At 54.8% G+C, this 21,536-nt stretch carries 17 protein-coding genes; 16 read left to right on the forward strand and 1 reads right to left on the reverse strand.

Features of this window, described 5'->3' with window-relative positions; translation table 11 throughout:
* Nucleotides 1-303: 303 nt before the first annotated feature.
* From J5067_RS02790 to J5067_RS02845, 12 genes are all read left to right on the forward strand, one after another.
* Nucleotides 304-789 (forward strand): hypothetical protein, encoded by a 486-nt coding sequence (locus J5067_RS02790; RefSeq protein WP_264628235.1) that lies wholly within the window; start codon nucleotides 304-306, stop codon nucleotides 787-789.
* A 601-nt stretch (nucleotides 790-1,390) separates the two neighbouring features.
* Nucleotides 1,391-2,332, forward strand: a complete 942-nt coding sequence (locus tag J5067_RS02795) for a siderophore ABC transporter substrate-binding protein (RefSeq protein ID WP_264643696.1) — start codon at nucleotides 1,391-1,393, stop codon at nucleotides 2,330-2,332.
* A 21-nt stretch (nucleotides 2,333-2,353) separates the two neighbouring features.
* Nucleotides 2,354-3,313, forward strand: coding sequence for an ABC transporter permease (locus tag J5067_RS02800; RefSeq protein WP_264642258.1), 960 nt, complete (start codon nucleotides 2,354-2,356; stop codon nucleotides 3,311-3,313).
* Nucleotides 3,303-4,307, forward strand: coding sequence for an iron chelate uptake ABC transporter family permease subunit (locus tag J5067_RS02805; RefSeq protein ID WP_264650384.1), 1,005 nt, complete (start codon nucleotides 3,303-3,305; stop codon nucleotides 4,305-4,307). The genes J5067_RS02800 and J5067_RS02805 overlap by 11 nt, the downstream gene beginning before the upstream one ends.
* Nucleotides 4,304-5,062 carry an ABC transporter ATP-binding protein gene (locus J5067_RS02810; RefSeq protein WP_264642260.1) on the forward strand — a complete coding sequence of 253 codons (759 nt, stop codon included), beginning with the start codon at nucleotides 4,304-4,306 and terminating at the stop codon, nucleotides 5,060-5,062. The genes J5067_RS02805 and J5067_RS02810 overlap by 4 nt, the downstream gene beginning before the upstream one ends.
* A gap of 152 nt (nucleotides 5,063-5,214) precedes the next feature.
* Nucleotides 5,215-5,556: a PTS system regulator TmaR gene (tmaR, locus tag J5067_RS02815; RefSeq protein ID WP_264642261.1), complete on the forward strand. Its 342-nt coding sequence runs from the start codon at nucleotides 5,215-5,217 to the stop codon at nucleotides 5,554-5,556.
* Nucleotides 5,557-5,803: 247 nt separating this feature from the next.
* Nucleotides 5,804-8,083, forward strand: a complete 2,280-nt coding sequence (locus J5067_RS02820) for a ComEC family protein (RefSeq protein WP_319802378.1) — start codon at nucleotides 5,804-5,806, stop codon at nucleotides 8,081-8,083.
* A gap of 37 nt (nucleotides 8,084-8,120) precedes the next feature.
* Nucleotides 8,121-9,869, forward strand: coding sequence for a lipid A ABC transporter ATP-binding protein/permease MsbA (msbA, locus tag J5067_RS02825; RefSeq protein WP_264642262.1), 1,749 nt, complete (start codon nucleotides 8,121-8,123; stop codon nucleotides 9,867-9,869).
* Nucleotides 9,866-10,858: a tetraacyldisaccharide 4'-kinase gene (gene lpxK, locus J5067_RS02830; protein ID WP_264650385.1), complete on the forward strand. Its 993-nt coding sequence runs from the start codon at nucleotides 9,866-9,868 to the stop codon at nucleotides 10,856-10,858. Before msbA ends, lpxK begins: the two co-directional genes overlap by 4 nt.
* Before the next feature lie 43 nt (nucleotides 10,859-10,901).
* Nucleotides 10,902-11,084 carry a Trm112 family protein gene (locus tag J5067_RS02835; RefSeq protein ID WP_222157225.1) on the forward strand — a complete coding sequence of 61 codons (183 nt, stop codon included), beginning with the start codon at nucleotides 10,902-10,904 and terminating at the stop codon, nucleotides 11,082-11,084.
* Nucleotides 11,081-11,827 (forward strand): 3-deoxy-manno-octulosonate cytidylyltransferase, encoded by a 747-nt coding sequence (gene kdsB, locus J5067_RS02840; protein ID WP_264642265.1) that lies wholly within the window; start codon nucleotides 11,081-11,083, stop codon nucleotides 11,825-11,827. Before J5067_RS02835 ends, kdsB begins: the two co-directional genes overlap by 4 nt.
* 270 nt (nucleotides 11,828-12,097) lie before the next feature.
* On the forward strand, nucleotides 12,098-12,991 hold the full coding sequence (locus tag J5067_RS02845; RefSeq protein ID WP_264650386.1) for a YcbJ family phosphotransferase: 894 nt from the start codon (nucleotides 12,098-12,100) through the stop codon (nucleotides 12,989-12,991).
* 5 nt (nucleotides 12,992-12,996) lie between these two features.
* Here the strand turns inward: J5067_RS02845 and elyC are convergent, their stop codons facing one another.
* Nucleotides 12,997-13,785 (reverse strand): envelope biogenesis factor ElyC, encoded by a 789-nt coding sequence (elyC, locus tag J5067_RS02850; protein ID WP_264650387.1) that lies wholly within the window; start codon nucleotides 13,783-13,785, stop codon nucleotides 12,997-12,999.
* Between the two features lie 188 nt (nucleotides 13,786-13,973).
* On the opposite strand from elyC, the gene cmoM reads away from it, so the two are divergent.
* From cmoM to mukB, 4 genes are read left to right on the forward strand one after another with little or no spacing between them, the layout of a single operon-like run.
* The gene (gene cmoM / locus J5067_RS02855) at nucleotides 13,974-14,759 is read left to right on the forward strand and encodes a tRNA uridine 5-oxyacetic acid(34) methyltransferase CmoM (RefSeq protein WP_264650388.1); all 786 of its coding nucleotides are present in this window, start codon (nucleotides 13,974-13,976) and stop codon (nucleotides 14,757-14,759) included.
* Nucleotides 14,756-16,078 (forward strand): chromosome partition protein MukF, encoded by a 1,323-nt coding sequence (mukF, locus tag J5067_RS02860; RefSeq protein WP_264642269.1) that lies wholly within the window; start codon nucleotides 14,756-14,758, stop codon nucleotides 16,076-16,078. The genes cmoM and mukF overlap by 4 nt, the downstream gene beginning before the upstream one ends.
* Nucleotides 16,059-16,781, forward strand: a complete 723-nt coding sequence (gene mukE, locus J5067_RS02865; protein ID WP_264650389.1) for a chromosome partition protein MukE — start codon at nucleotides 16,059-16,061, stop codon at nucleotides 16,779-16,781. Before mukF ends, mukE begins: the two co-directional genes overlap by 20 nt.
* A gap of 2 nt (nucleotides 16,782-16,783) precedes the next feature.
* Nucleotides 16,784-21,223 carry a chromosome partition protein MukB gene (gene mukB, locus J5067_RS02870; RefSeq protein WP_264642271.1) on the forward strand — a complete coding sequence of 1,480 codons (4,440 nt, stop codon included), beginning with the start codon at nucleotides 16,784-16,786 and terminating at the stop codon, nucleotides 21,221-21,223.
* Nucleotides 21,224-21,536 lie beyond the last annotated feature (313 nt).

Here is a 21,536-nt window from a genome sequence, read left to right on the forward strand (position 1 = left end):
CTTACTTGGCACCACAAACCGTTAAGTTGCATTTGCTAGACCGATGCCATTTGCGTACATAATTGCTACCTATTCCAATTTACTGCGTGTACACCATACTATTACGGCCCACTGCGACACAAAGCTAAAGTTACTACTTGGAAAATATCAGAGTTCACGCCCGTTTCATCCCAACTTTCTTTTTTATTCGGCATGTCGCGCATATAGGCGAAATCATGAAGGTACCTGATAGGACCGTGATTGCAGGATGATATCATGTCAAGTAGACTTGACAGTGAACCATGTGTTCAAAAGGGGCAATACATGAAAAAAGACCATAGCATATCTGGAAAAATTAGCTTCTATGCCAGTGGTATAGATTCAGTTAGGGTTTCCCGTCCCTTAAATATATTGAATGCCATGGATCAACTTGAAAAGTATTTCTCGGAGATAAATAGTGAATTCTCTGCCCGCATAGAGTACGGACGCCAGCTTGTGGCTGATATCACCTCTTTACCTTCACCTGTCAGTGAAGAACTCCTTACTCTGATTGAGAATGATCAGGAGTCTTTGCGAGCTATGTATCAAGACATGGCTGATAACGCAGGTGGGGTTATGGGATGCTGCAAGCCGGGAGAAACGCTTTACGAAGAATTGTTACAGGCAATGGCTGTGACGAAAGGACTGTTTGACCAGCAAGAAGCACTACGTTGGGCAATCATGGAACACAACGCGGATGTTATGCCGAAAGGGAAAGCGACAAAACTATCTTCTGCTGAAGAGGTGGACGCTTTTTTTGCCTCTTTATGAACAGAATAATCAGGCATATAGATGCAACCACGTACACAACGTTTGTTCTTTCTGCCAAAAGATTGCCTGATGACATAAAGCAGCATTTAAAAGATGCTATTAAAGAACTTCTGACAAACCCACAGCCTAAGAGGTTGAGGTTAGAGAAGTTAAAAGGCAACAACCAGCCTCCTGTCTTTACCATCCATATCACAGCAAATCATAGCCACAAACTCAGTTTTGAGCTAAACGGAGATGTAGCTGTGCTACGCAGGGTCGGAACCCATAAAGCGATAGATCGCAGACCATAGCCTCATCGTGATTTTCCCCAGCAACAGGGGACACGCGACTCAGTGAGTCAACGCTCAACCAGAAATAATTCACATGACAACGTCCGTACCAACCAGCAAGAAGCCCCTGTAAACCTCGCGTAGTGTCATGTCCACATTACGTGGGTAAGATCAAAGCACGGGTTTCCTGATGTGCATCAATTCCTAAGGGGCAGGAATCCCTATGCATTCGCATCGTCATTCGTTACAATTTCGCACTTTAATGCGAATGATAATTAAATTCCTTCTAACACGCAGTGCCGTGCAAGAAGGTAATTAACAAGGAGACGATGATGCGGTTTTCCAGTGCGATTAAAACGACGCTGTTAGCTTCTTTGCTGGTGGTAGCAGGGTGCGATCAGTCAGAGAAGTCCTCTACGGCCAGTTCAACCATTAGCGTTGAACATGCCCAAGGGGTAACAACGGTACCGCTGCATCCGAAAAAAGTTGTCGTGTTTGATCCCGCCATTCTGGATACGCTGGATGCATTGCAGATCCCGGTAGCCGGTGTGCCGCAAAGCAGCGCGCATCTTCCTCCTTTCCTGGCAAAATATTCCGGCAGTGAATACCTGAATGCCGGCACCCTGTTTGAGCCCAATTATGAAGCGCTGAGCAGCGCCAAGCCGGACCTGATTATTGCGGGTGGTCGTGCCCGTGATGCCTATGAAAAACTGAGCGGTATTGCGCCGACCATTTCTCTGGATGTTGATGAGCAGCAATTTATGCCGAGCTTTATCCATCGCATTGAGCAACTGGGTGAGATTTTCGGCAAACAGGATGAAGTCAAAGCCAAGCTCGACGATTTCAAACAACGCGTCGCACAAACCCGTGAAAAAGCGGGGCAAGCCGGTACAGCCATGGTGCTGATGGTCAACGGCGGCAAGATTTCTGCCTATGGCCCGAAATCACGCTTTGGCTTTGTGTTTGACGAACTGGGGTTCGCCACTGCCACCGAATTTCCCGATCCGGGTCGCCATGGCAACGTGGTTACCGCTGAGCTGCTGCTGAGTATCAACCCTGAATGGCTGTTTGTATTAGATCGTGATAGCGCTATCGGCACTACCGGTGGCTTGCCAGCCCAGCAAGTGTTGGATAACCCGCTGGTGACGAAAACCAAAGCGTGGCAGAACCAGCATGTGGTGTATCTTGATTCCGCGTCACTCTATATCGCCGGTGGCTTGCAGAGCTATTCGCGTCTGATTGATGACGTCAATAAAGCGTTAGACAAGAAGTAATCAGATAGCACGATGCTTGCCATGAAACCTGTCTATTTGTCGGCGGTATTCGTCCTGTTGGCGGGGATGATCGTTGCCAGCCTGTTTGTCGGTGCGGGTCAGGTGACCCTGGATGCCGTGTGGCGCGATCCTATTATGCGCGATATCTTCCTGATCAGCCGTGTTCCGCGCACGCTGGCGCTGCTGCTGGCGGGCAGTGCCATGAGCGTGGCCGGTTTGATCATGCAGTTGTTGACGCAGAACCGCTTTGTCGAGCCGTCTCTGGCGGGCACCACGCAGTCCGCCAGCCTGGGATTGTTGGTGGTGATGGTGTTAATGCCCTCCGCCTCGCTGCTGGTGAAAATGACCGTTGCCAGCCTGTTTGCTATGGCAGGCACCGTGCTGTTTATGCTGCTGTTGCGGCGCATCGTGCTGAAATCGGCGCTGGTGGTGCCGCTGGTGGGTATTATGCTGGGCGCGGTGATCGGTGCGATCACCACCTTCGCTGCGATGCACTTTGACCTGTTGCAGTCGCTGAGCGGCTGGGAATCTGGCGATTTCTCCGGCGTGCTGCGCGGGCGCTACGAGCTGTTGTGGCTGGTGGGCATTCTTACACTGATTGCCTGCTGGACGGCAGATCGCTTCACTGTTGCGGGCATGGGCCGCGAATTTTCCGTCAACGTCGGTCTCAACTATCGGCAAGTGATGCTGCTCGGGCTGGCGATTATTGCCATCATCAGCGGGGTGGTGATGGTGGTGGTCGGTACGCTGCCTTTCCTCGGTCTGATCGTGCCAAACCTTGTCAGTATGCTGCTTGGTGATAATGTGCGTAAAACCATTCCCTGGGTGTGCCTGCTGGGAGGGGGATTGGTGCTGCTGTGCGACGTGATTGGCCGGGTAATTCGTTATCCGTTTGAGATCCCGGTGAGTGTCATTCTGGGCGTCATTGGTGCGGTGGTGTTCCTTATCCTGTTGTTGAGTCAAAAACGCCATGTCAGTTAACGAGGTTAAACTATCCCGCAGCGATAGCGGACTGATGGCCGCTATCGGAACGCCAGCGAAGCGCTTGTGGTTACTCGGCGCGTTGGCGCTGACGGCGATCGTTATTTTTATGACCATCAAGCTCGGCAGCAATTTGCAGTACATTCTGGTGCATCGTGGCCTGACGTTGGCTACCATGCTGCTGGTGGCGTTCGCCGCCAGCACCTCCACGCTGCTGTTTCAAACGGTGACCAACAACCGCATTCTCACGCCCTCCATCATGGGTTTCGAAAACCTGTTTGTGCTGATCCAAACGCTGATCATCTTTATGTTTGGGGCTAAGGGCATTCCCTGGGTGGGCGTCAGCGGCAAGTTTCTGTGTGAAGCGCTGCTGCTGGTGATGTTTTCTGCGGTGCTTTATCGTTGGCTGTTTTTGGGGCGACGCGACAACCTGCATCTGGTGCTGCTGGTCGGCATTATCTGCGGCACGCTGTTTCGTAGCGCCTCGAGCCTGATGCAGCGCCTGCTGACGCCCACGGAGTTTGCCGTATTGCAAGGGCGCATGTTTGCCACCTTTACCCGCGCTGTGCCGGAGCTGATCGCGTTGACCGCGCTGATCGTGGTGGTGGTTGCCATTATTATCTGGCGGCGGCGTTTCGAACTGGATGTGCTGGCGTTAGGGCGTGATAGCGCAGTGAATCTGGGCATCAACTTCAACCGCAGTGTCACCCTGATTCTGCTGCTGGTGTCGGTACTGGTGGCGGTTTCTACCGCGCTGGTCGGCCCGCTCACTTTCCTGGGCTTTATGGTAGCCAATCTGGCGTATCTGGTGGCTGGCTCCAGCCAGCATCGCATTTTGTTGCCCACGGCGTTTCTGCTCGGGGTGATATCCCTGGTCGGCGGACAGCTGATCCTGGAACACCTGCTGAATATGGCGGGGGCATTGTCCGTTGTGATTGAATTTATCGGTGGGACTCTGTTTATCTTGTTGTTATTGAAAAAGGTTGCCGTGTGATTGAGATTGAGCATTTAACCAAGGCCTATTACGATCAAGTGGTGCTGAATGACATTACGGCCACCATTTCCCGTGGTGGCGTAACGTCAATCATTGGGCCTAACGGGGCAGGGAAATCCACCCTGCTGTCGGTAATAAGTCGCTTGTTGGCGGCGGACAGCGGTCGCGTCACCGTTAATGGGATGGATATTGCCACCACGCCCGGTGAGCAGATGGCGACCTGCCTCTCTGTGTTGCGCCAGGAAAACCGTTTTACCAGCCGCCTCACCGTTGAAGAGTTGGTCGGCTTTGGCCGTTATCCCTACACCAAAGGGCGTTTGAACGCTGAGGACCGCAAACGCATTGCGGATGCTCTGGCTTTCCTCAATCTCACCGAGTTTAAAGATCGTTTTCTGGACGAACTGTCCGGCGGTCAGCGCCAGCGCGCCTATGTGGCGATGGTATTGTGTCAGGATACCGAATACGTTCTGCTGGATGAGCCGTTGAACAATCTCGATATGAAACACGCGGTGGCGATGATGAAACAGATCCGTCGCGCCGCGGATGAGTTGGGCAAAACCATCGTACTGGTCATTCATGACATCAACTTCGCGTCTGCTTACTCGGATTATATTATTGCGATGCGCAAAGGGCAGATTGTCTATAACGGCAAGCCGGAAGAAGTGATGGTCTCCTCGGTGTTGGAATCCATTTTTGATACCCAGGTCGAGATTGAACAGGTACGCCATCAACGTATTGCCGTCTATTATCGTTGATATTGTCACCAATTTTCGCCTTTGAACGGGCGGCAGGTGGGGTAACTGAAAAACCGACTTGTCGAGCATAGTCACTCCCCTGTATCGTGAGCGGAGTGACGGTCAACACACCGTTGATCTCAAAGTTAACTGATCCACGTGAGGGGATAACAATGGATAAGGCGACCAAGCCCTGTTTCCAGGATGTGCTCGAGTTTGTGCGAATTTTCCGTCGCAAGAACAAGTTGCAGCGTGAAATTGTCGATAACGAAAAGAAAATCCGTGATAACCAGAAGCGCGTACTGTTGCTGGATAACTTGAGCGAATACCTGAAACCGGGCATGAGTATTGAAGATGTTCAGGGCATTATTGCCACCATGCGCGGTGACTATGAAGATCGCGTGGATGAATACATCATCAAGAATGCCGATCTGTCAAAAGAGCGTCGCGATCTCTCCAAGAAATTGAAAGAGATGGGCGAAATGAAGTGCGCCGTGCCGGGCCAAGACGCGTAAGCGCTACCTCTTTTTTATCAGGCCGCCTGTGCGGCCTTTTTTATTGCTGCATTTTCTGGTTGCTGCGTGATGCTTCTCGCGTTGCTCCAAGCCCGCTGACGATTGCGATCGCGCTTCACTCCTTGCGCTGCGTCCTGAAAATTGACGTCATCCCGTGCGAATCCCGCTGCAACTCTGCGGCATAAGGCTGTACCGTTCCACCACAACGCGTCACGCTGCTTGCTGCTGAATCATAAAGGAGGCAGCCATGGCGAGAATGACGTTTAGCATGGCGTCATGTGCCGTTATTGCGGGAACTCTGCCTCTGCTGTGGTTGCCGCAGATACCGTCACGCTGGGCTTCGGTCACGGTGTTGATGGTGTCGATGCTGCTGTTGGCAACCTGCCGCGCCAGAATAGCGCGGGTGTTGAGCCTCTCCGTTATCTGTTTGGCACTGGCGCTGCTTGATGCCCATTCCATGCTAACGACCATGGTCGACATCGATGGTAAAGCGCTTAGCGCTGAGGTGAAGATCGTAGAGATGCGCATCTCCGGTCATCAGGATCAACAGATTCTGGTTCAGGTCGAAAAGCTGCGAGGCAGATGGGTTTTTCCGGCGTTTTACGCCACGCTCACGGTGCCGAGTGCGATGGAGGCGTGGTGCGGTGGACAGCGTTGGCTGATTCGTACCCGTTTTCGTCCGCTTCATAGTCGGTTAAATCAAGGTGGATTTGACCGGCAACGCTGGGGGATTGCCAAGCGGCAGTTGGCGTCGGCGCGCGTGCTGCGTGCTACGCCGATTACGCTAGCGTGCGGTGCGCGTCAACGCCTGTTAACGCAGGTTGAACAGCACGCCAGCGCGCTGCGTTGGCATGCCATCTTGCTGGCGCTGGTGTTTGGCATAATGAAATCGTTAACGTCTGAAGCCAGCGCCGTGTTGCAGCAGACGGGCACCATGCACCTGATGGTGATTTCCGGATTGCATATCGTTTTGGCTGCCATGTTCGGTTGGGGACTGATGCGTGCTGTGCAACGCCTGTTGCCGTTGCGTTGGATCGTGCCGCAGTTACCCCTGTTGGCCGGTGTGCTCTTCGCATGGAGCTATGCGTGGTTAGCGGGCGAAAACCCGCCGGCGATCCGAGCCGCGCTGGCATTTAGCCTCTGGACGCTGATTCGTTTATGGGGCGTCACCTGTACCTCTTGGCAAGTGTGGTTGTGGTGTATCGCATTACTTTTTCTCGGCGAGCCGATGATGGTGCTGTCCAACAGCTTTTGGCTCTCTTGTGTCGCCGTCGCCGGGCTGATTTTCTGGTTTCAATGGGCACCGTTGCCCTATCCATTTCGCCAAGGGTGGCGTTGGGCTCTCTTGCGTGTGGCGCATTTGCAATGTGGCATTACCTTACTGCTGCTGCCGTTGCAGTGGGGGATTTTTAAGGGCATCAGCCTTACATCGCTACCGGCTAATATCTGGGCCGTGCCGCTGGTTTCTTTTATTACTACGCCCCTGGTGTTGTTGGCACTGCCGCTGGCGTCGTTCCCCACGTTAAGTTACAGCACCTGGTGGCTGGCGGATCGATCGTTGGATGTGGTGTTTCTGGTGCTCAAACCGCTGCAACGCGGCTGGATAGCCATTGACGAACACTACCTTGCCTGGAGCCTGATGGGGTGGTGCGGCGTTATTATCTGGCGCTTTGGCTGGTGGCGCCTCTATCCTGCCAGCGTGGCGGGGTTAGTGCTGTATCTGGTGCTGCAGCGGGCTGCAGCCCCGCAAGCGGAATGGCGATTGGACATGTTGGATGTGGGGCACGGATTAGCCATGGTTATCGAACGGGAGGGGCATGCAATCCTGTTTGATACGGGCAGCCAGTGGCCGGGCGGTGACATGGCGCAATACGAGATTTTGCCCTATTTACGCTGGCGTGGCATCACGCCCGAGTCGGTTATTCTCAGTCACAGCCATCAGGATCATATCGGTGGCTTGGGCTCTTTGTTGCAGGCGTATCCTGGGCTCACGGTGTACAGCCCGTTTACTCAGCCGGGGCATCGTGCTTGCATTCAGGGGGAGACCTGGCAGTGGCGCAGGTTGAGGTTCACGGTATTGTGGCCGCCAAAACGGGTGGCGTACGCGGGAAACGATGATTCCTGCGTGGTGCGTATCGATGATGGTAGACACCGCGTGTTATTGACCGGAGATATCGAAATGAAAGCAGAACGACGCCTTGAGAGCGCGATGCGAGACGAATTGGCTGCTGATTTGTTACAAATTCCCCACCACGGCAGTAAGACCTCATCCAGTGCACCATTTTTACGCGCGGTGAATCCCCAGTATGCGCTTGCCTCCACTGGACGCTATAATCCGTGGCGTCTGCCGTCTGCTGCGGTTATCGCCCGTTATCGCAAAGGTGGACATCATTGGGTCGATACGGCGCAATCAGGACAAGTCAGTGTACGTTTTTTCAACGAACACTGGCAGGTTTTACCCTATCGTGAGCGGCTATCGCCGTTTTGGTATCATCAGTGGTTTGGCGTAAAGCGCGATAGTGAGTAGAATAAGCGGCTATTTATAAATAATTCAGGTTTATTGCATGCTGAATGATAAAGACCTCTCCACCTGGCAGACCTTCCGTCGCCTGTGGCCGATGATTTCTCCCTTTAAGGCGGGTTTAGCCGCGGCGGCCATTGCGCTTATCATCAATGCGGCGGGTGACACGCTGATGCTCTCGCTGTTGAAGCCTTTGCTGGATGAAGGGTTTGGGAAAACCGATCGCAGCATTTTGCTGTGGATGCCACTGGTGGTGATGGGCCTGATGCTGGTACGCGGGGTAACCGGTTATGTGTCCGCTTACTGCGTCTCCTGGGTATCCGGCAAGGTGGTGATGAATATGCGCCGTCGCTTGTTTAGCCATATCATGGGTATGCCCGTCGGCTTTTTCGATCAGCAATCAACCGGAACGCTGCTCTCTCGCATTACCTATGATTCCGAACAGGTGGCTTCTTCTTCATCCGGGGCGTTAATTACGCTGGTGCGCGAAGGGGCGTCGATTATCGGCCTGTTTGTGCTGATGTTTTACTACAGTTGGCAACTGTCTATTATCCTGATTGTGATTGCGCCTATCGTGGCTATCGCAATCCGCGTAGTGTCTAAGCGTTTTCGCAATATCAGCAAAAATATTCAGAACACCATGGGGCAGGTGACGGCCAGCGCCGAGCAGATGTTGAAAGGCCATAAAGAAGTGCTGATTTTCGGCGGTCAGGACGTCGAAGTGGCGCGTTTTGATAAAGTCAGTAACCGCATTCGTACCCAGGGTATGAAAATGGTTTCGGCATCAGCGATTTCTGACCCGATTATCCAGTTGATTGCGTCTCTGGCGTTGGCATTTGTGCTTTATGCCGCCAGCTTCCCAAGTGTGATGGATACGCTGACGGCCGGGACCATCACCGTGGTGTTCTCCTCAATGATCGCCCTGATGCGTCCGCTTAAATCGCTCACCAACGTCAATGCCCAGTTCCAACGCGGGATGGCGGCCTGCCAAACGCTGTTTGCCATTCTGGATATGGAACAGGAGAAGGACGAAGGCACGCGCGTGCTGGAAAGAGCCGAAGGTGAGCTGGAATTCCGCAATGTCAGCTTTTCCTATCCGACCAAAGAGACGTTGGCACTTAAGAATGTCAGCCTGCACATTCCTCCGGGTAAAACGGTCGCGTTGGTCGGGCGCTCAGGATCCGGAAAATCCACTATCGCCAACCTGATTACCCGTTTTTACGATATCCAATCCGGCGAGATTCTGATGGATGGGCATGACCTGCGCGAATATACACTCTCCTCGCTGCGTCGTCAGGTTGCGTTAGTGTCGCAACATGTGCATCTGTTTAACGACACCATCGCCAACAATATCTCCTATGCCTGCGGCGATCGCTATTCGCGAGAAGACATCGAGCGCGCGGCTAAAATGGCGCATGCGATGGACTTTATCAGCAAAATGGATAACGGTCTGGATACCATTATCGGTGAAAATGGCGTCTTGCTCTCTGGCGGGCAGCGTCAGCGTATTGCCATTGCGCGCGCATTGCTGCGTGATTGTCCGATTCTGGTGCTGGATGAAGCAACGTCAGCACTGGACACTGAATCAGAAAGAGCGATTCAGGCTGCACTGGATGAACTGCAAAAAGATCGTACCGCATTGGTGATTGCGCACCGTTTATCGACCATCGAGAGTGCGGATGAAATTCTGGTGGTCGAGGATGGGCAGATTATTGAACGTGGGCCACACGCGGAACTGCTGGCGAAAAATGGCGCTTACGCACAGTTGCATAGAATGCAGTTTGGCGAATGATAGCGCGCATCTGGTCCGGCGCATCGCGGCTCTACTGGCTGCTTATCCCTTTCGCGGCGTTGTATGGACTGATTACGGCGGTTATCCGCTATAGCTACCGTGCGGGCTGGCGTCGAGTCTGGCGTGCGCCCATCCCGGTCGCAATCGTGGGCAACCTGACCGCCGGGGGAAATGGTAAAACGCCGCTGGTGGTCTGGCTGGTGGAACAACTGCAACGCCAGGGTTATCGCGTTGGCGTGGTGTCACGTGGCTACGGTGGCAAGGCGGAGCGCTATCCGCTGATGGTGGATGCCTCGGTGTCTACGGCCCAAGCGGGCGATGAACCGGTGCTGATTTACCAGCGCACGGGCGCTGCGGTGGCGGTATCCCCTGTGCGGCGCGATGCTATTGAGGCGCTACTGGCGCGTCAACCGCTCGACGTGATTGTCACCGATGACGGTTTGCAACACTACGCGCTGGCGCGGGATATCGAGATCGTGGTGGTGGACGGTGAGCGTCGCTTTGGTAACGGCTGGTGGCTACCTGCCGGGCCGATGCGCGAGCGGGCTGCGCGCCTGCACAGCGTGGATGCCATTGTGGTTAACGGTGGAGAACCCCAGTCCGGCGAAATTGCCATGCATTTGCAGCCGGGTGACGCAATTAACGTGCTCACGGGGGAAACCAGCCCGGTGGCGAGCCTGACGAGATGTGTCGCCATGGCTGGCATAGGTCATCCGCCCCGTTTTTTTGCTACGCTGCGATCGCAAGGCGTGAGCGTTGTGCGTGAAGTCACGTTTGCCGATCACCAAACGTATCTGCCAGAAGCCATTCAGGCGCTGACCGAGGATAATCGGCAGCCATTGCTGATGACGGAAAAAGATGCGGTGAAGTGTCGTACTTTTGCTCAGGCCAACTGGTGGTACGTGCCGGTAGATGCGCAACTTGCCGAGCCGGGAGCATCAATATTGCTGGATAAGATAACGTCATTGTTGACTTCACCACGCGCGTAACGTGGCTACCCCTTTTGTTTGTAAGCACCTTAATGGAGGATGCATGGATCACCGTTTACTCGAGATCGTTGCCTGTCCGGTATGCAACGGACGGCTGTACTACAACAAAGAGAAGCTGGAACTGATTTGTAAAGCGGATGCTTTGGCCTATCCGGTGCGTGAGGGTATTCCGGTCCTGCTGGAAAACGAAGCGCGCAAAATTCCCGCCGATGAGATTACACAATGAGTTTTACTGCGATCATACCTGCGCGCTATGCCTCAACGCGCTTACCGGGAAAGCCGCTGGCCGATATCAACGGTAAGCCGATGGTGGTGCATGTGATGGAACGCGCCCTGGAATCCGGTGCCAGCCGTGTGATTGTCGCGACGGATCATCCTGACGTTCAACGTGCGGTGGAGCTGGCCGGTGGAGAAGTGTGCCTGACCAGCGCCGATCACCACTCTGGCACTGAACGTCTGGCTGAGGTTATCGAACGCTACCAATTCCCAGATGATGAAATCATCGTCAACGTGCAAGGGGATGAACCTTTGATTCCTCCGGTGATTATTCGCCAGGTAGCGGATAATCTGTCCGTGTGTCAGGCCGGGATGGCAACGCTTGCGGTACCGATCACCACCGCAGAAGAAGCGTTTAACCCCAATGCGGTAAAAGTGGTGATGGATGCGCAAGGGTATGCGCTCTATTTTTCCCGCGCCACCATTCCCTGGGATCGTGAGCGTTTTGCCCAAAGCAAAGAGACGATTGGTGACCATTTCTTACGCCATATCGGCATCTACGCTTACCGCGCGGGTTTTATCCGTCGTTATGTGACCTGGCAACCCAGCAGCCTGGAGCAGATCGAACTGCTCGAGCAGTTGCGCGTGCTGTGGTACGGCGAGAAAATCCATGTTGCGGTAGCTCAGGCTGTGCCCAGCGTCGGTGTGGATACGCCAGAAGATTTACAGCGCGTGCGCGCTGCGATGGTGTAACGTTCGCCACTACACTCTTACTGTTATTCCTGTCTATCCCCCGTCATTCCCGCGTAAGCGGGAATCTCCTACAGGCTAAACGCGTATCTTCTGTCAGCGGTCCCCGGCCTACGCCGAGGATGACGGGAGGTGGTCATCTCGGCGCTCAGTTCCAAAACAATGCCGCAGCCTGCCGATGGCACTTTATTTGATCTATATTGAAGAAATTGACGGCGGTCCACCGCATGATGGCACGCGGGATCCTGAAGCAGGAGCGAGGTTTAGCAACGTATGGAACATTTGAAGGCTGAATTAAGCACGGTGTTGGGGGAAAAATTAAGCCGGCTCCAACGTATCAGTGAGCAGCCCTACGCACATTTGTACGCGCTGTATGACAATAACGGCAACGCCATGCCGCTGTTGGCGAAAAGCTATGTCTGTCAGGGTATTGCGCAGCAAGAGGCGTACAAGCTCTCCATGCTGGCGCGCGAGGGAGATGTACGCCTGCCAACGGTGTACGGTGTGGTGATCACCCAAGAAGCGCCCTATAAAGAACTGCTATTGATTGAGCGCCTGCGTGGTGTGTCAGTTGAAGCGCCGACCCGTACCCCGGAACGTTGGTCGTCGCTGATGGATCATGTGGTCGAGAGCGTGCTGCTCTGGCACCGTATCGACAGTCACGGCTGTGTGGGCAGCGTGGATAGCACGCAGGATAACGACTGGCTCAGTTGGTACGAACAGCGGCTGGAAGTGCTCTGGTCAACGTTATTGAATGTTGGCGCATCGTTACTGACGCAGGAAGATCGCAGCGTGTTGTACCGCTCACGCCAGTGTCTTGACGGCTTGTTTGATGATTTTGATGATAGCTGCGTATTGGTGCACGGTAATTTATCGTTGCGTAGCATGCTGAAAGACCCGCGCAGCGATCAGTTGCTGGCGATGATCAACCCCGGCATGATGTTATGGGCACCCAGGGAATATGACATGTTTCGCCTGTGCGAGCCGGGCATGTCAGAAGCGTTGCTCTATCGCTACCTGCAAAAAGCGCCGTTGGCGGAAAATTTTGTTTATCGCCGCTGGCTTTACGTCATTTGGGAAGCGGTTTCCCGCTACCTGCATACCGGGCAATTGGATCGGGCGCTGTTCGATCGCGCCACGCGCGAATTAACGCCCTGGCTGGAATAACCCTCTCAGTGTGATGCCGCTTCTGGCGGCGCTTCGCTGCCTTTCAGCCGTTGCCACAGCAAGCCCAGCGTTTCATACCAGGCGCGCTCGCTGTGCGACAAGTAAAACGCTGAAGGGAATACTTTTTCCCACGGATTGAGCGGGCTGGTAATGGCCAACTGATTAGCGGGGGCGGGCGTTGGATTCAGTCCCTGTGCCTGGAAGAACACCATGGCACGCGGCAGATGACTGGCTGACGTGACCAACAGAAAAGGTTGTTGCCCGATAAGGGCCGCCGTGCCTGCGGCTTCTTCTTCCGTGTCGCGCGGTGTATCCAGCGTGATGATGTCCTCGCGCGGAATCCCCAGACTCTCCGCAACCAATGCCGCGGTTTGTGCGCTGGTCATCGGATTTCCCTGCGCGGCTGCGCCAGTGAAGATCAGCTTCGCACCAGGATTGGCACGATAAAGACGCACGCCTTCGGTCACCCGTGACAGGCTGTTTCCGATCAAATTGGCGCTCGGTGCCCACTCAGGGTTATAGGTATAGCCCCCGCCCAGTACCACGATATAGGGAATAGGCGCCGCGCTCGCCCGCCAGGTCGCATAGTGGCTTTCCAACGGCAGCAGCAGCTTATCGGCGACCGGTTGCACACTCAGCAGCAATAACGCCAGCCAGGCGCAGGAAATAACGGCTTTTCCCCCACGTTGCCAGCGCGAGAACCACAGCAGCGTCAGACCGGCGCCCATCAGCACCAGCAGTAACGGAAGCGGTTGCAGCAGGCCGCCAACGACTTTTTTGAGGGTAAACAGCATGAAATCAGGGTCCCTTTGGGTGAAAAAACGGCATCCGGCAAAATATCGTGCGGTCAGGCGGTTTATTCTCGTTCCGCCTGTGCCAGAATAACAGGTTGAAGGAAATATGGCGTTATACCCGAATACCGGGTATATGAGGGCACACCGTGCCGCACGATCGCCCTAACGATGACGTGGAACGCAGCGCAATGCAAGATCGCAATTTTAACGATATCGCCGAAAAATTTGCCCGTAATATCTATGGCACCACCAAAGGCCAGGTGCGTCAGGCGGTGCTGTGGCAGGATCTGGATGGGTTGCTGAAAACGTTGCCAGCGCGGCCTTTGCGCATTCTTGACGCGGGCGGTGGTGAAGGGCACATGGCCTGTCGTTTGGCGGCTTTAGGACATCAGGTCTTGTTGTGCGATGTTTCAGATGAGATGATTCACCGCGCCAGCCGCATTGCTCAGGAACAAGGCGTGGCTGAGAACATGCGATTCGTGCACTGCGCCGCGCAGGATATTGCCACCTATATGGAGCATCCGGCGGATGTGATCTTGTTTCACGCGGTGTTGGAGTGGGTTGCTGAACCACAGGCGATATTGCGGACGCTAACGGATTGTCTGGCACCCGGCGGTGCCTTTTCGCTGATGTTTTATAATCATCATGCACTTTTGCTGCGCAATGTGGTGCTGGGTAATTTTGCCTATGTGCAAGCCGGTATGCCAAAGCGCAAACGACGTTCGCTATCGCCGGATCACCCCCTCGATCCCCAGCAGGTTTATGGCTGGCTCGAGGCGTTGGGGATGATGATTGAAGGAAAGACCGGTGTACGGGTGTTTCATGACTATTTGCAGAACAAGCAGCAACAAATCGATAATTTCGAGGAATTGTTAGCGTTGGAACAGCGCTATTGTCGCCAGGAGCCTTTTGTTAGCCTGGGACGCTATATTCATGTCATGGCGCGTAAACGCCCTATAAAGGATGCACTATGAGTGATTTTTCCCAGACAGTGCCGGAACTGGTTGCCTGGGCGCGAAAAAATGATTTTTCCCTGTCACTCCCCACCGAACGCCTGGCGTTTCTGCTGGCTATTGCCACGCTGAACGGCGAGCGAATGGATGGCGAAATGAGCGAAGGGGAACTGGTGGATGCCTTTCGTCACGTCAGCAAGGGATTTGAACAAACCCATGAAACCGTGGCAATGCGCGCCAATAACGCCATCAATGATTTGGTGCGCCAGCGCTTGGTTAATCGCTTTGTCAGTGAAGTGGCGGATGGCAATGCCATCTACCGGCTGACGCCGCTCGGCATTGGCATCACCGACTATTATATCCGTCAGCGCGAATTTTCGACGCTGCGCCTCTCGATGCAGCTCTCCATTGTGGCGCAGGAACTGTTGCGCGCCGCGGAGGCCGCCGAAGAGGGGGGTGATGAGTTTCACTGGCACCGAAATGTGTTCGCGCCGCTCAAATATTCGGTGGCGGAAATTTTTGACAGCATCGATCTCTCACAGCGCGTGATGGACGAGCAGCAGCAGGGTGTGAAAGAGGATATCGCTGCGCTGCTGACGCAAGACTGGCGCGCTGCCATTTCCAGCTGCGAGCATCTGCTGACAGAAACGTCCGGCATTCTGCGTGAATTGCAGGACACGCTGGAGGCGGCGGGCGATAAGCTGCAAACCAGCTTGTTGCAGATTCAGGAAGCGACGATGCAGCATCCTGAGCTGGAGTTTGTCGATAAACTGGTGTTCGATCTGCAAGCCAAGCTGGATCGCATCATCAGTTGGGGACAACAGACCATCGACCTGTGGATTGGCTATGACCGACACGTCCACAAGTTTATCCGTACCGCCATTGATATGGATAAAAACCGGGTATTCGCTCAGCGCCTGCGCCAGTCGGTGCAAAGTTATTTCGATCAGCCCTGGGCACTGACCTTCGCCAATGCCGATCGCCTGCTGGACATGCGCGATGAAGAGCTGGCGCTGCGCAGCGATGAAGTGACGGGCGAGTTGCCGCCGGAACTGGAGTATGAAGAATTCAGCGAAATGCGCGAACAGATCGCCGCGCTGATAGAAGCGGCGCTGCAAAAATATAAAACCGAGCGCATCCCGCTCAACCTGGCGGACGTGGTGCGTGATTACCTCAGCCACTATCCCCGGGCGCAGCATTTTGATGTGGCACGAATCGTGGTCGACCAGGCGGTACGCCTGGGTGTGGCCGAAGCGGATTTCACCGGATTGCCTGCGCTATGGCAGTCAATCAATGATTACGGAGCCAAGGTACAGGCCCATGTCATCGACAACTATTGATAAAATCATGCCAGCTAAACTGGCAACGGCGTTAGCCAATACCCTGTTTCCCGCGCTTGACAGCCAACTGCGTGCGGGGCGGCATATCGGCGTGGAAGAGTTGGAGAACCACGCTTACCTGATGGATTTTCAGGACGTGTTGGAGGAGTTCTACGCGCGCTATAACGTGGAACTGATCCGCGCGCCTGAAGGTTTCTTCTATCTACGACCGCGATCGACCACCCTGATCCCGCGCTCGGTGCTCTCCGAACTGGACATGATGGTGGGAAAAATTCTTTGTTATCTCTACCTCAGCCCAGAGCGGCTGGCGCAAGAGGGCATTTTTACTCAGCAGGAGCTTTATGAAGAGCTGCTGAGTCTGGCCGATGAAAACAAGCTGCTGAAGTTGGTCAACCAACGCTCAACCGGCTCGGATCTGGATCGACAGAAATTGCAGGAGAAGGTCAGAACCTCGCTCAATCGCCTGCGACGCTTGGGGATGGTCTACTTCATGGGCAACGACAGCAGCAAATTCCGCATCACCGAAGCGGCGTTCCGTTTCGGTGCCGACGTGCGCAGCGGTGACGATGCGCGTGAAGCTCAGTTGCGCATGATCCGCGATGGCGAAGCGCTGCCGCTAGACAGCGGCCTGTCGCTGAATGATGAGTTGGAAGAGGGCGAAAGTGCGCAAGACAATGCGGCAGAGCGTGGAGAGGAAGAATAACAATGATTGAACGCGGTAAATTTCGCTCACTGACGCTGGTCAACTGGAACGGTTTTTTTGCCCGTACCTTCGATTTAGACGAATTGGTCACCACGCTGTCCGGCGGTAACGGCGCGGGAAAATCGACGACGATGGCGGCCTTTATCACCGCGCTGATCCCGGATTTGACGCTGCTGCATTTCCGTAACACCACCGAGGCGGGTGCCACCAGCGGCTCACGTGATAAAGGGTTGCACGGCAAGCTGCGCGCTGGCGTGTGTTATGCCACGTTAGACGTCGTCAATTCCCGCCATCAGCGCGTGCTGGTCGGGGTGCGTCTGCAACAGGTCGCCGGGCGTGATAAGAAGGTCGATATCAAACCCTTCGCCATCCAAGGGCTGCCCACCACGTTGCAACCGACGCAGGTGCTGACCCAGTCATTGGGCGAACGCCAGGTTAGGGTTTTGACGCTGCAAGAACTGAAAGAGCGAGTGGAAGAGATGGAGGGCGTGCTGTTCAAACAGTTCAACTCCATTACCGATTACCATGCGCTGATGTTTGATTTGGGCGTGGTGCCTCGTCGGTTACGTTCCGCTTCCGATCGCAGTAAATTCTATCGCCTGATTGAAGCTTCTCTGTACGGCGGGATCTCCAGCGCGATTACCCGATCGCTGCGTGATTACCTGCTGCCGGAAAACAGCGGGGTGCGCAAGGCGTTCCAGGATATGGAAGCGGCACTGCGTGAAAACCGGATGACACTGGAAGCCATCCGGGTGACACAATCGGATCGCGATCTGTTCAAACACCTGATTTCGGAAGCCACATCCTACGTGGCCGCCGACTATATGCGCCATGCCAATGAGCGTCGGGTGCATCTGGACGGTGCGCTGGCGCTGCGTCATGACCTGTTTGGTAGCCGCAAACAGTTGGTGCATGAACAGTACCGTCACGTGGAAATGGCGCGCGAGCTGGCGGAACAAACGGACGCCGAAAGCGATTTGGAAACCGATCATCAGGCCGCCAGTGACCACCTCAATCTGGTGCAAACGGCGCTGCGTCAGCAGGAAAAGATTGAGCGTTACGACGGCGATCTGGAAGAGCTGCGCTCGCGTCTGGAAGAGCAGGACATCGTAGTAGAAGAAGCGCGCGAGCTGCTCGAAGAGAACGATGCGCGCGCGCAGGCTGCCGAGCTGGAAGTGGATGAACTGAAAAGCCAGCTCGCCGACTACCAGCAGGCGCTGGACGTGCAGCAGACCCGGGCGATCCAGTATCAACAGGCGCAACAGGCATTGGAGCGTGCTCGTTCCCTGTGTCAGTTGCCGGACTTAACCGCAGATAACGCCGACGAGTGGCTGGAAACCTTCCACGCGCGGGAGCAGGAAGCGACTGAGCTGTTGCTGCAACTGGAACAAACCCTGAGTGTCTCCGATGCGGCACATAGCCAATTTGAACAAGCCTATCAGTTAGTCTGCAAGATTGTGGGTAACGTTGCGCGCAGTGAGGCCTGGCAAGCGGCACGTGATGTGCTGCGCGACAGTACCTCCCAGCGCTATCAGGCCGAGCGTGTGCATCCCCTGCGCGGTCGCCTGGCCGAGCTGGAGCAGCGCCTGCGCGAACAGCAGGAAGCGGAACGCCTGCTGCAAGAGTTTGGTAAACGCTATGGTCAGTCCTGTGAGCCGGAAGACTTAGACAGCTTGCAGCAGGAACTGGAGGTGAAGATTGAAACCCTCTCTGCGCTGGTTGCGGAAGCCGGGGAGCGCCGTTTGGCGCTGCGTCAGGAACTGGAGCAGATCCAGCAGCAAATCCAGACATTAACCGCGCGGGCACCGGTGTGGCTGGCGGCGCAGGAAGCCTTGACGCAACTGACCGAACAAAGTGGCGCAACCTTTGCTGATGGTCAGGAAGTGACCGAGCATTTGCAGCAACTGCTGGAGCGCGAGCGTGAAATCACGGTAGAGCGTGATGATGTGGCGGCCCGCAAGCGTCACATTGACGATCAAATCGAACGCTTAAGTCAGCCGGGTGGTGCAGAAGATCCGCGAATGACCGCGCTGGCAGAACGTTTTGGCGGCGTGTTGCTGTCCGAAATTTATGATGACGTTACCCTTGATGATGCGCCGTATTACTCCGCGCTGTACGGGCCGTCACGCCACGGCATCGTTGTCGCCGATTTGTCGCTGGTGCGTGATCAGCTTGAAGGGCTGGATGACTGCCCGGAAGATCTCTATCTGATTGAAGGGGATCCGCAATCGTTCGATGACAGCGTGTTCGCGGTAGAAGAGCTGCAAAAAGCGGTGGTGGTTAAAATCGCCGATCGTCAGTGGCGCTATTCGCGTTTCCCTGAGGTGCCGTTGTTTGGCCGCGCGGCGCGTGAAAATCGACTGGAGAGCTTGCGTGACGAACGTGAAGCGCTGGCGGAGCAGTACGCTACGCTGTCGTTTGACGTGCAGAAAACCCAACGTTTGCATCAGGCTTTCAGCCGTTTTATCGGTTCTCACCTGGCTATTGCGTTCGATAACGATCCTGAGGCGGCGCTGCGCCCCTTGAGTTCACGGCGCGGAGAGTTGGACCGCGCCATCAACAATTTTGATGCAGAAAACCAGCAGCAACGTCAGCAATACGATCAGGCCAAAGAGTGCGTTTCACTGCTGAACCGCCTGATCCCGCGCGTCAGCCTGCTGTGTGATGATACGTTGCACGACCGGATCGAAGAGATTCGCGACGAGCTGGATGCCGCAGAAGAGTCCGCACACTTTATTGCACAGCACGGTGCGTCGCTGGTGAAACTGGAACCGCTGGTGGCGGTGCTGCAAAGCGATCCACAGCAGCATGAACAACTGCGGGCGCAGTACACCCAGGCACAAAGCGCACAGCGTCAGGCTAAACAGCAGGCGTTTGCCATAACGGAAGTGGTGCAACGGCGAGCCCACTTCGGCTATAGCGACTCAGCGGACATGCTGGGTGAAAATGCCGATTTGAATGACAAATTGCGTCAACGGTTAGAGCAGGCAGAAACCGAGCGTACCCGTTCGCGTGAGCAACTGCGCCAGCAGCAGGCACAGTTAACGCAGTACAGCCAGGTGCAGGCGTCGTTGCGCAGCGCGCATGAAGCCAAAAATGAGATGCACAAAGAGCTTATTCAGGAGTTGCAGGAGATCGGCGTGCGCGCGGATGCGGATGCCGAAGCGCGCGCCCGCACCCGCCGGGATGAATTGCATGCCGCCCTGAGTGCCAACCGCACGCGCCGTAACCAGTTGGAGAAGCAGATTACCTTCTGTGAAGCGGAAATGGATGGTTTGCAGAAGAAATTGCGCAAGGTGGAGCGCGATTACCACCAACTGCGTGAACAGGTGGTAACGGCGAAAGCGGGCTGGTGTGCCGTGATGCGGCTGGTGAAGGATAATGGCGTGGAGCGCCGTTTGCACCGACGCGAACTGGCCTACATGGACGCAGACGAATTGCGTTCTATGTCGGATAAGGCGTTGGGAGCATTGCGACTGGCGGTTGCGGATAATGAACATCTGCGCGACGTACTGCGTGCTTCGGAAGATCCGAAGCGGCCTGAGCGCAAAGTGCAGTTCTATATCGCTGTCTATCAGCATCTGCGTGAACGTATTCGTCAGGACATTATTCGCACCGATGACCCGGTTGAAGCCATCGAGCAGATGGAAATTGAACTTAACCGTCTGACGGAAGAGCTGACCGCGCGTGAAAAAATGTTGGCGATCAGTTCCAAGAGCGTGGCGAATATTATCCGTAAAACCATTCAGCGTGAGCAAAACCGCATTCGCATGCTGAACCAGGGCTTGCAGGCAGTCGCGTTCGGGCAGGTGAAAAGCGTGCGTTTGAACGTCAACGTACGCGAAACGCACACTACGTTGCTCAATGTGCTCTCGGAACAGCAAGAGATGCATCAGGATCTGTTCAGCAGCAACCGATTGACCTTCTCGGAAGCGCTGGCGAAACTTTACCAACGCCTCAACCCTGAAGTGGATATGGGTCAGCGCACGCCGCAAACCATCGGTGAGGAGTTGCTCGATTACCGCAACTACCTTGAGATGGAAGTGGAGGTCAATCGCGGTGCCGATGGCTGGTTGCGTGCAGAAAGCGGTGCGCTCTCCACCGGTGAAGCGATCGGGACCGGGATGTCGATTCTGGTGATGGTGGTGCAGAGCTGGGAAGATGAATCCAAGCGCCTGCGCGGCAAAGATATTATCCCTTGTCGTTTGCTGTTCCTCGATGAAGCCGCGCGTCTGGATGCGAAATCCATCGCCACATTATTCGAGCTGTGCGAACGGTTGGAAATGCAGTTGGTGATTGCCGCACCGGAAAATATCAGTCCGGAAAAAGGCACCACCTACAAGCTGGTACGTAAAGTGTTCCAGAATCAGGAGCATGTGCACGTGGTTGGACTGCGCGGTTTTGGCAGTGAGAATGAAACGCCGCAGGTGCAGGCATCGTAGCGATAACCCTATGACGTAACGTGCAGAGGCCGTGTTAAACGGCCTCTTTTTTTGTCTCTCTATTTCCCTTTTTTGCGCCGTACACATGACGGACCAGTGAAATAATCCTGCGGGAAGTGGCGCAAAAAACGTTGTCTCTTTATATACTAACTGTGATGATGAGCGAATAATTAAAGTGGCAAGTCATCTCACCGTTTTGCGCTATTTTATAACAATCAGTTTCTGCATAACGTGTGTTGGGGAGTCATATCCATTGGACCTTGTGGCTTTCATTGCCGATAAAAATATCGTGGCTGATATCGCGTTTATTGAA

Source organism: Candidatus Symbiopectobacterium sp. NZEC151 (assembly GCF_025962655.1).
Taxonomy (GTDB): domain Bacteria; phylum Pseudomonadota; class Gammaproteobacteria; order Enterobacterales; family Enterobacteriaceae; genus Symbiopectobacterium.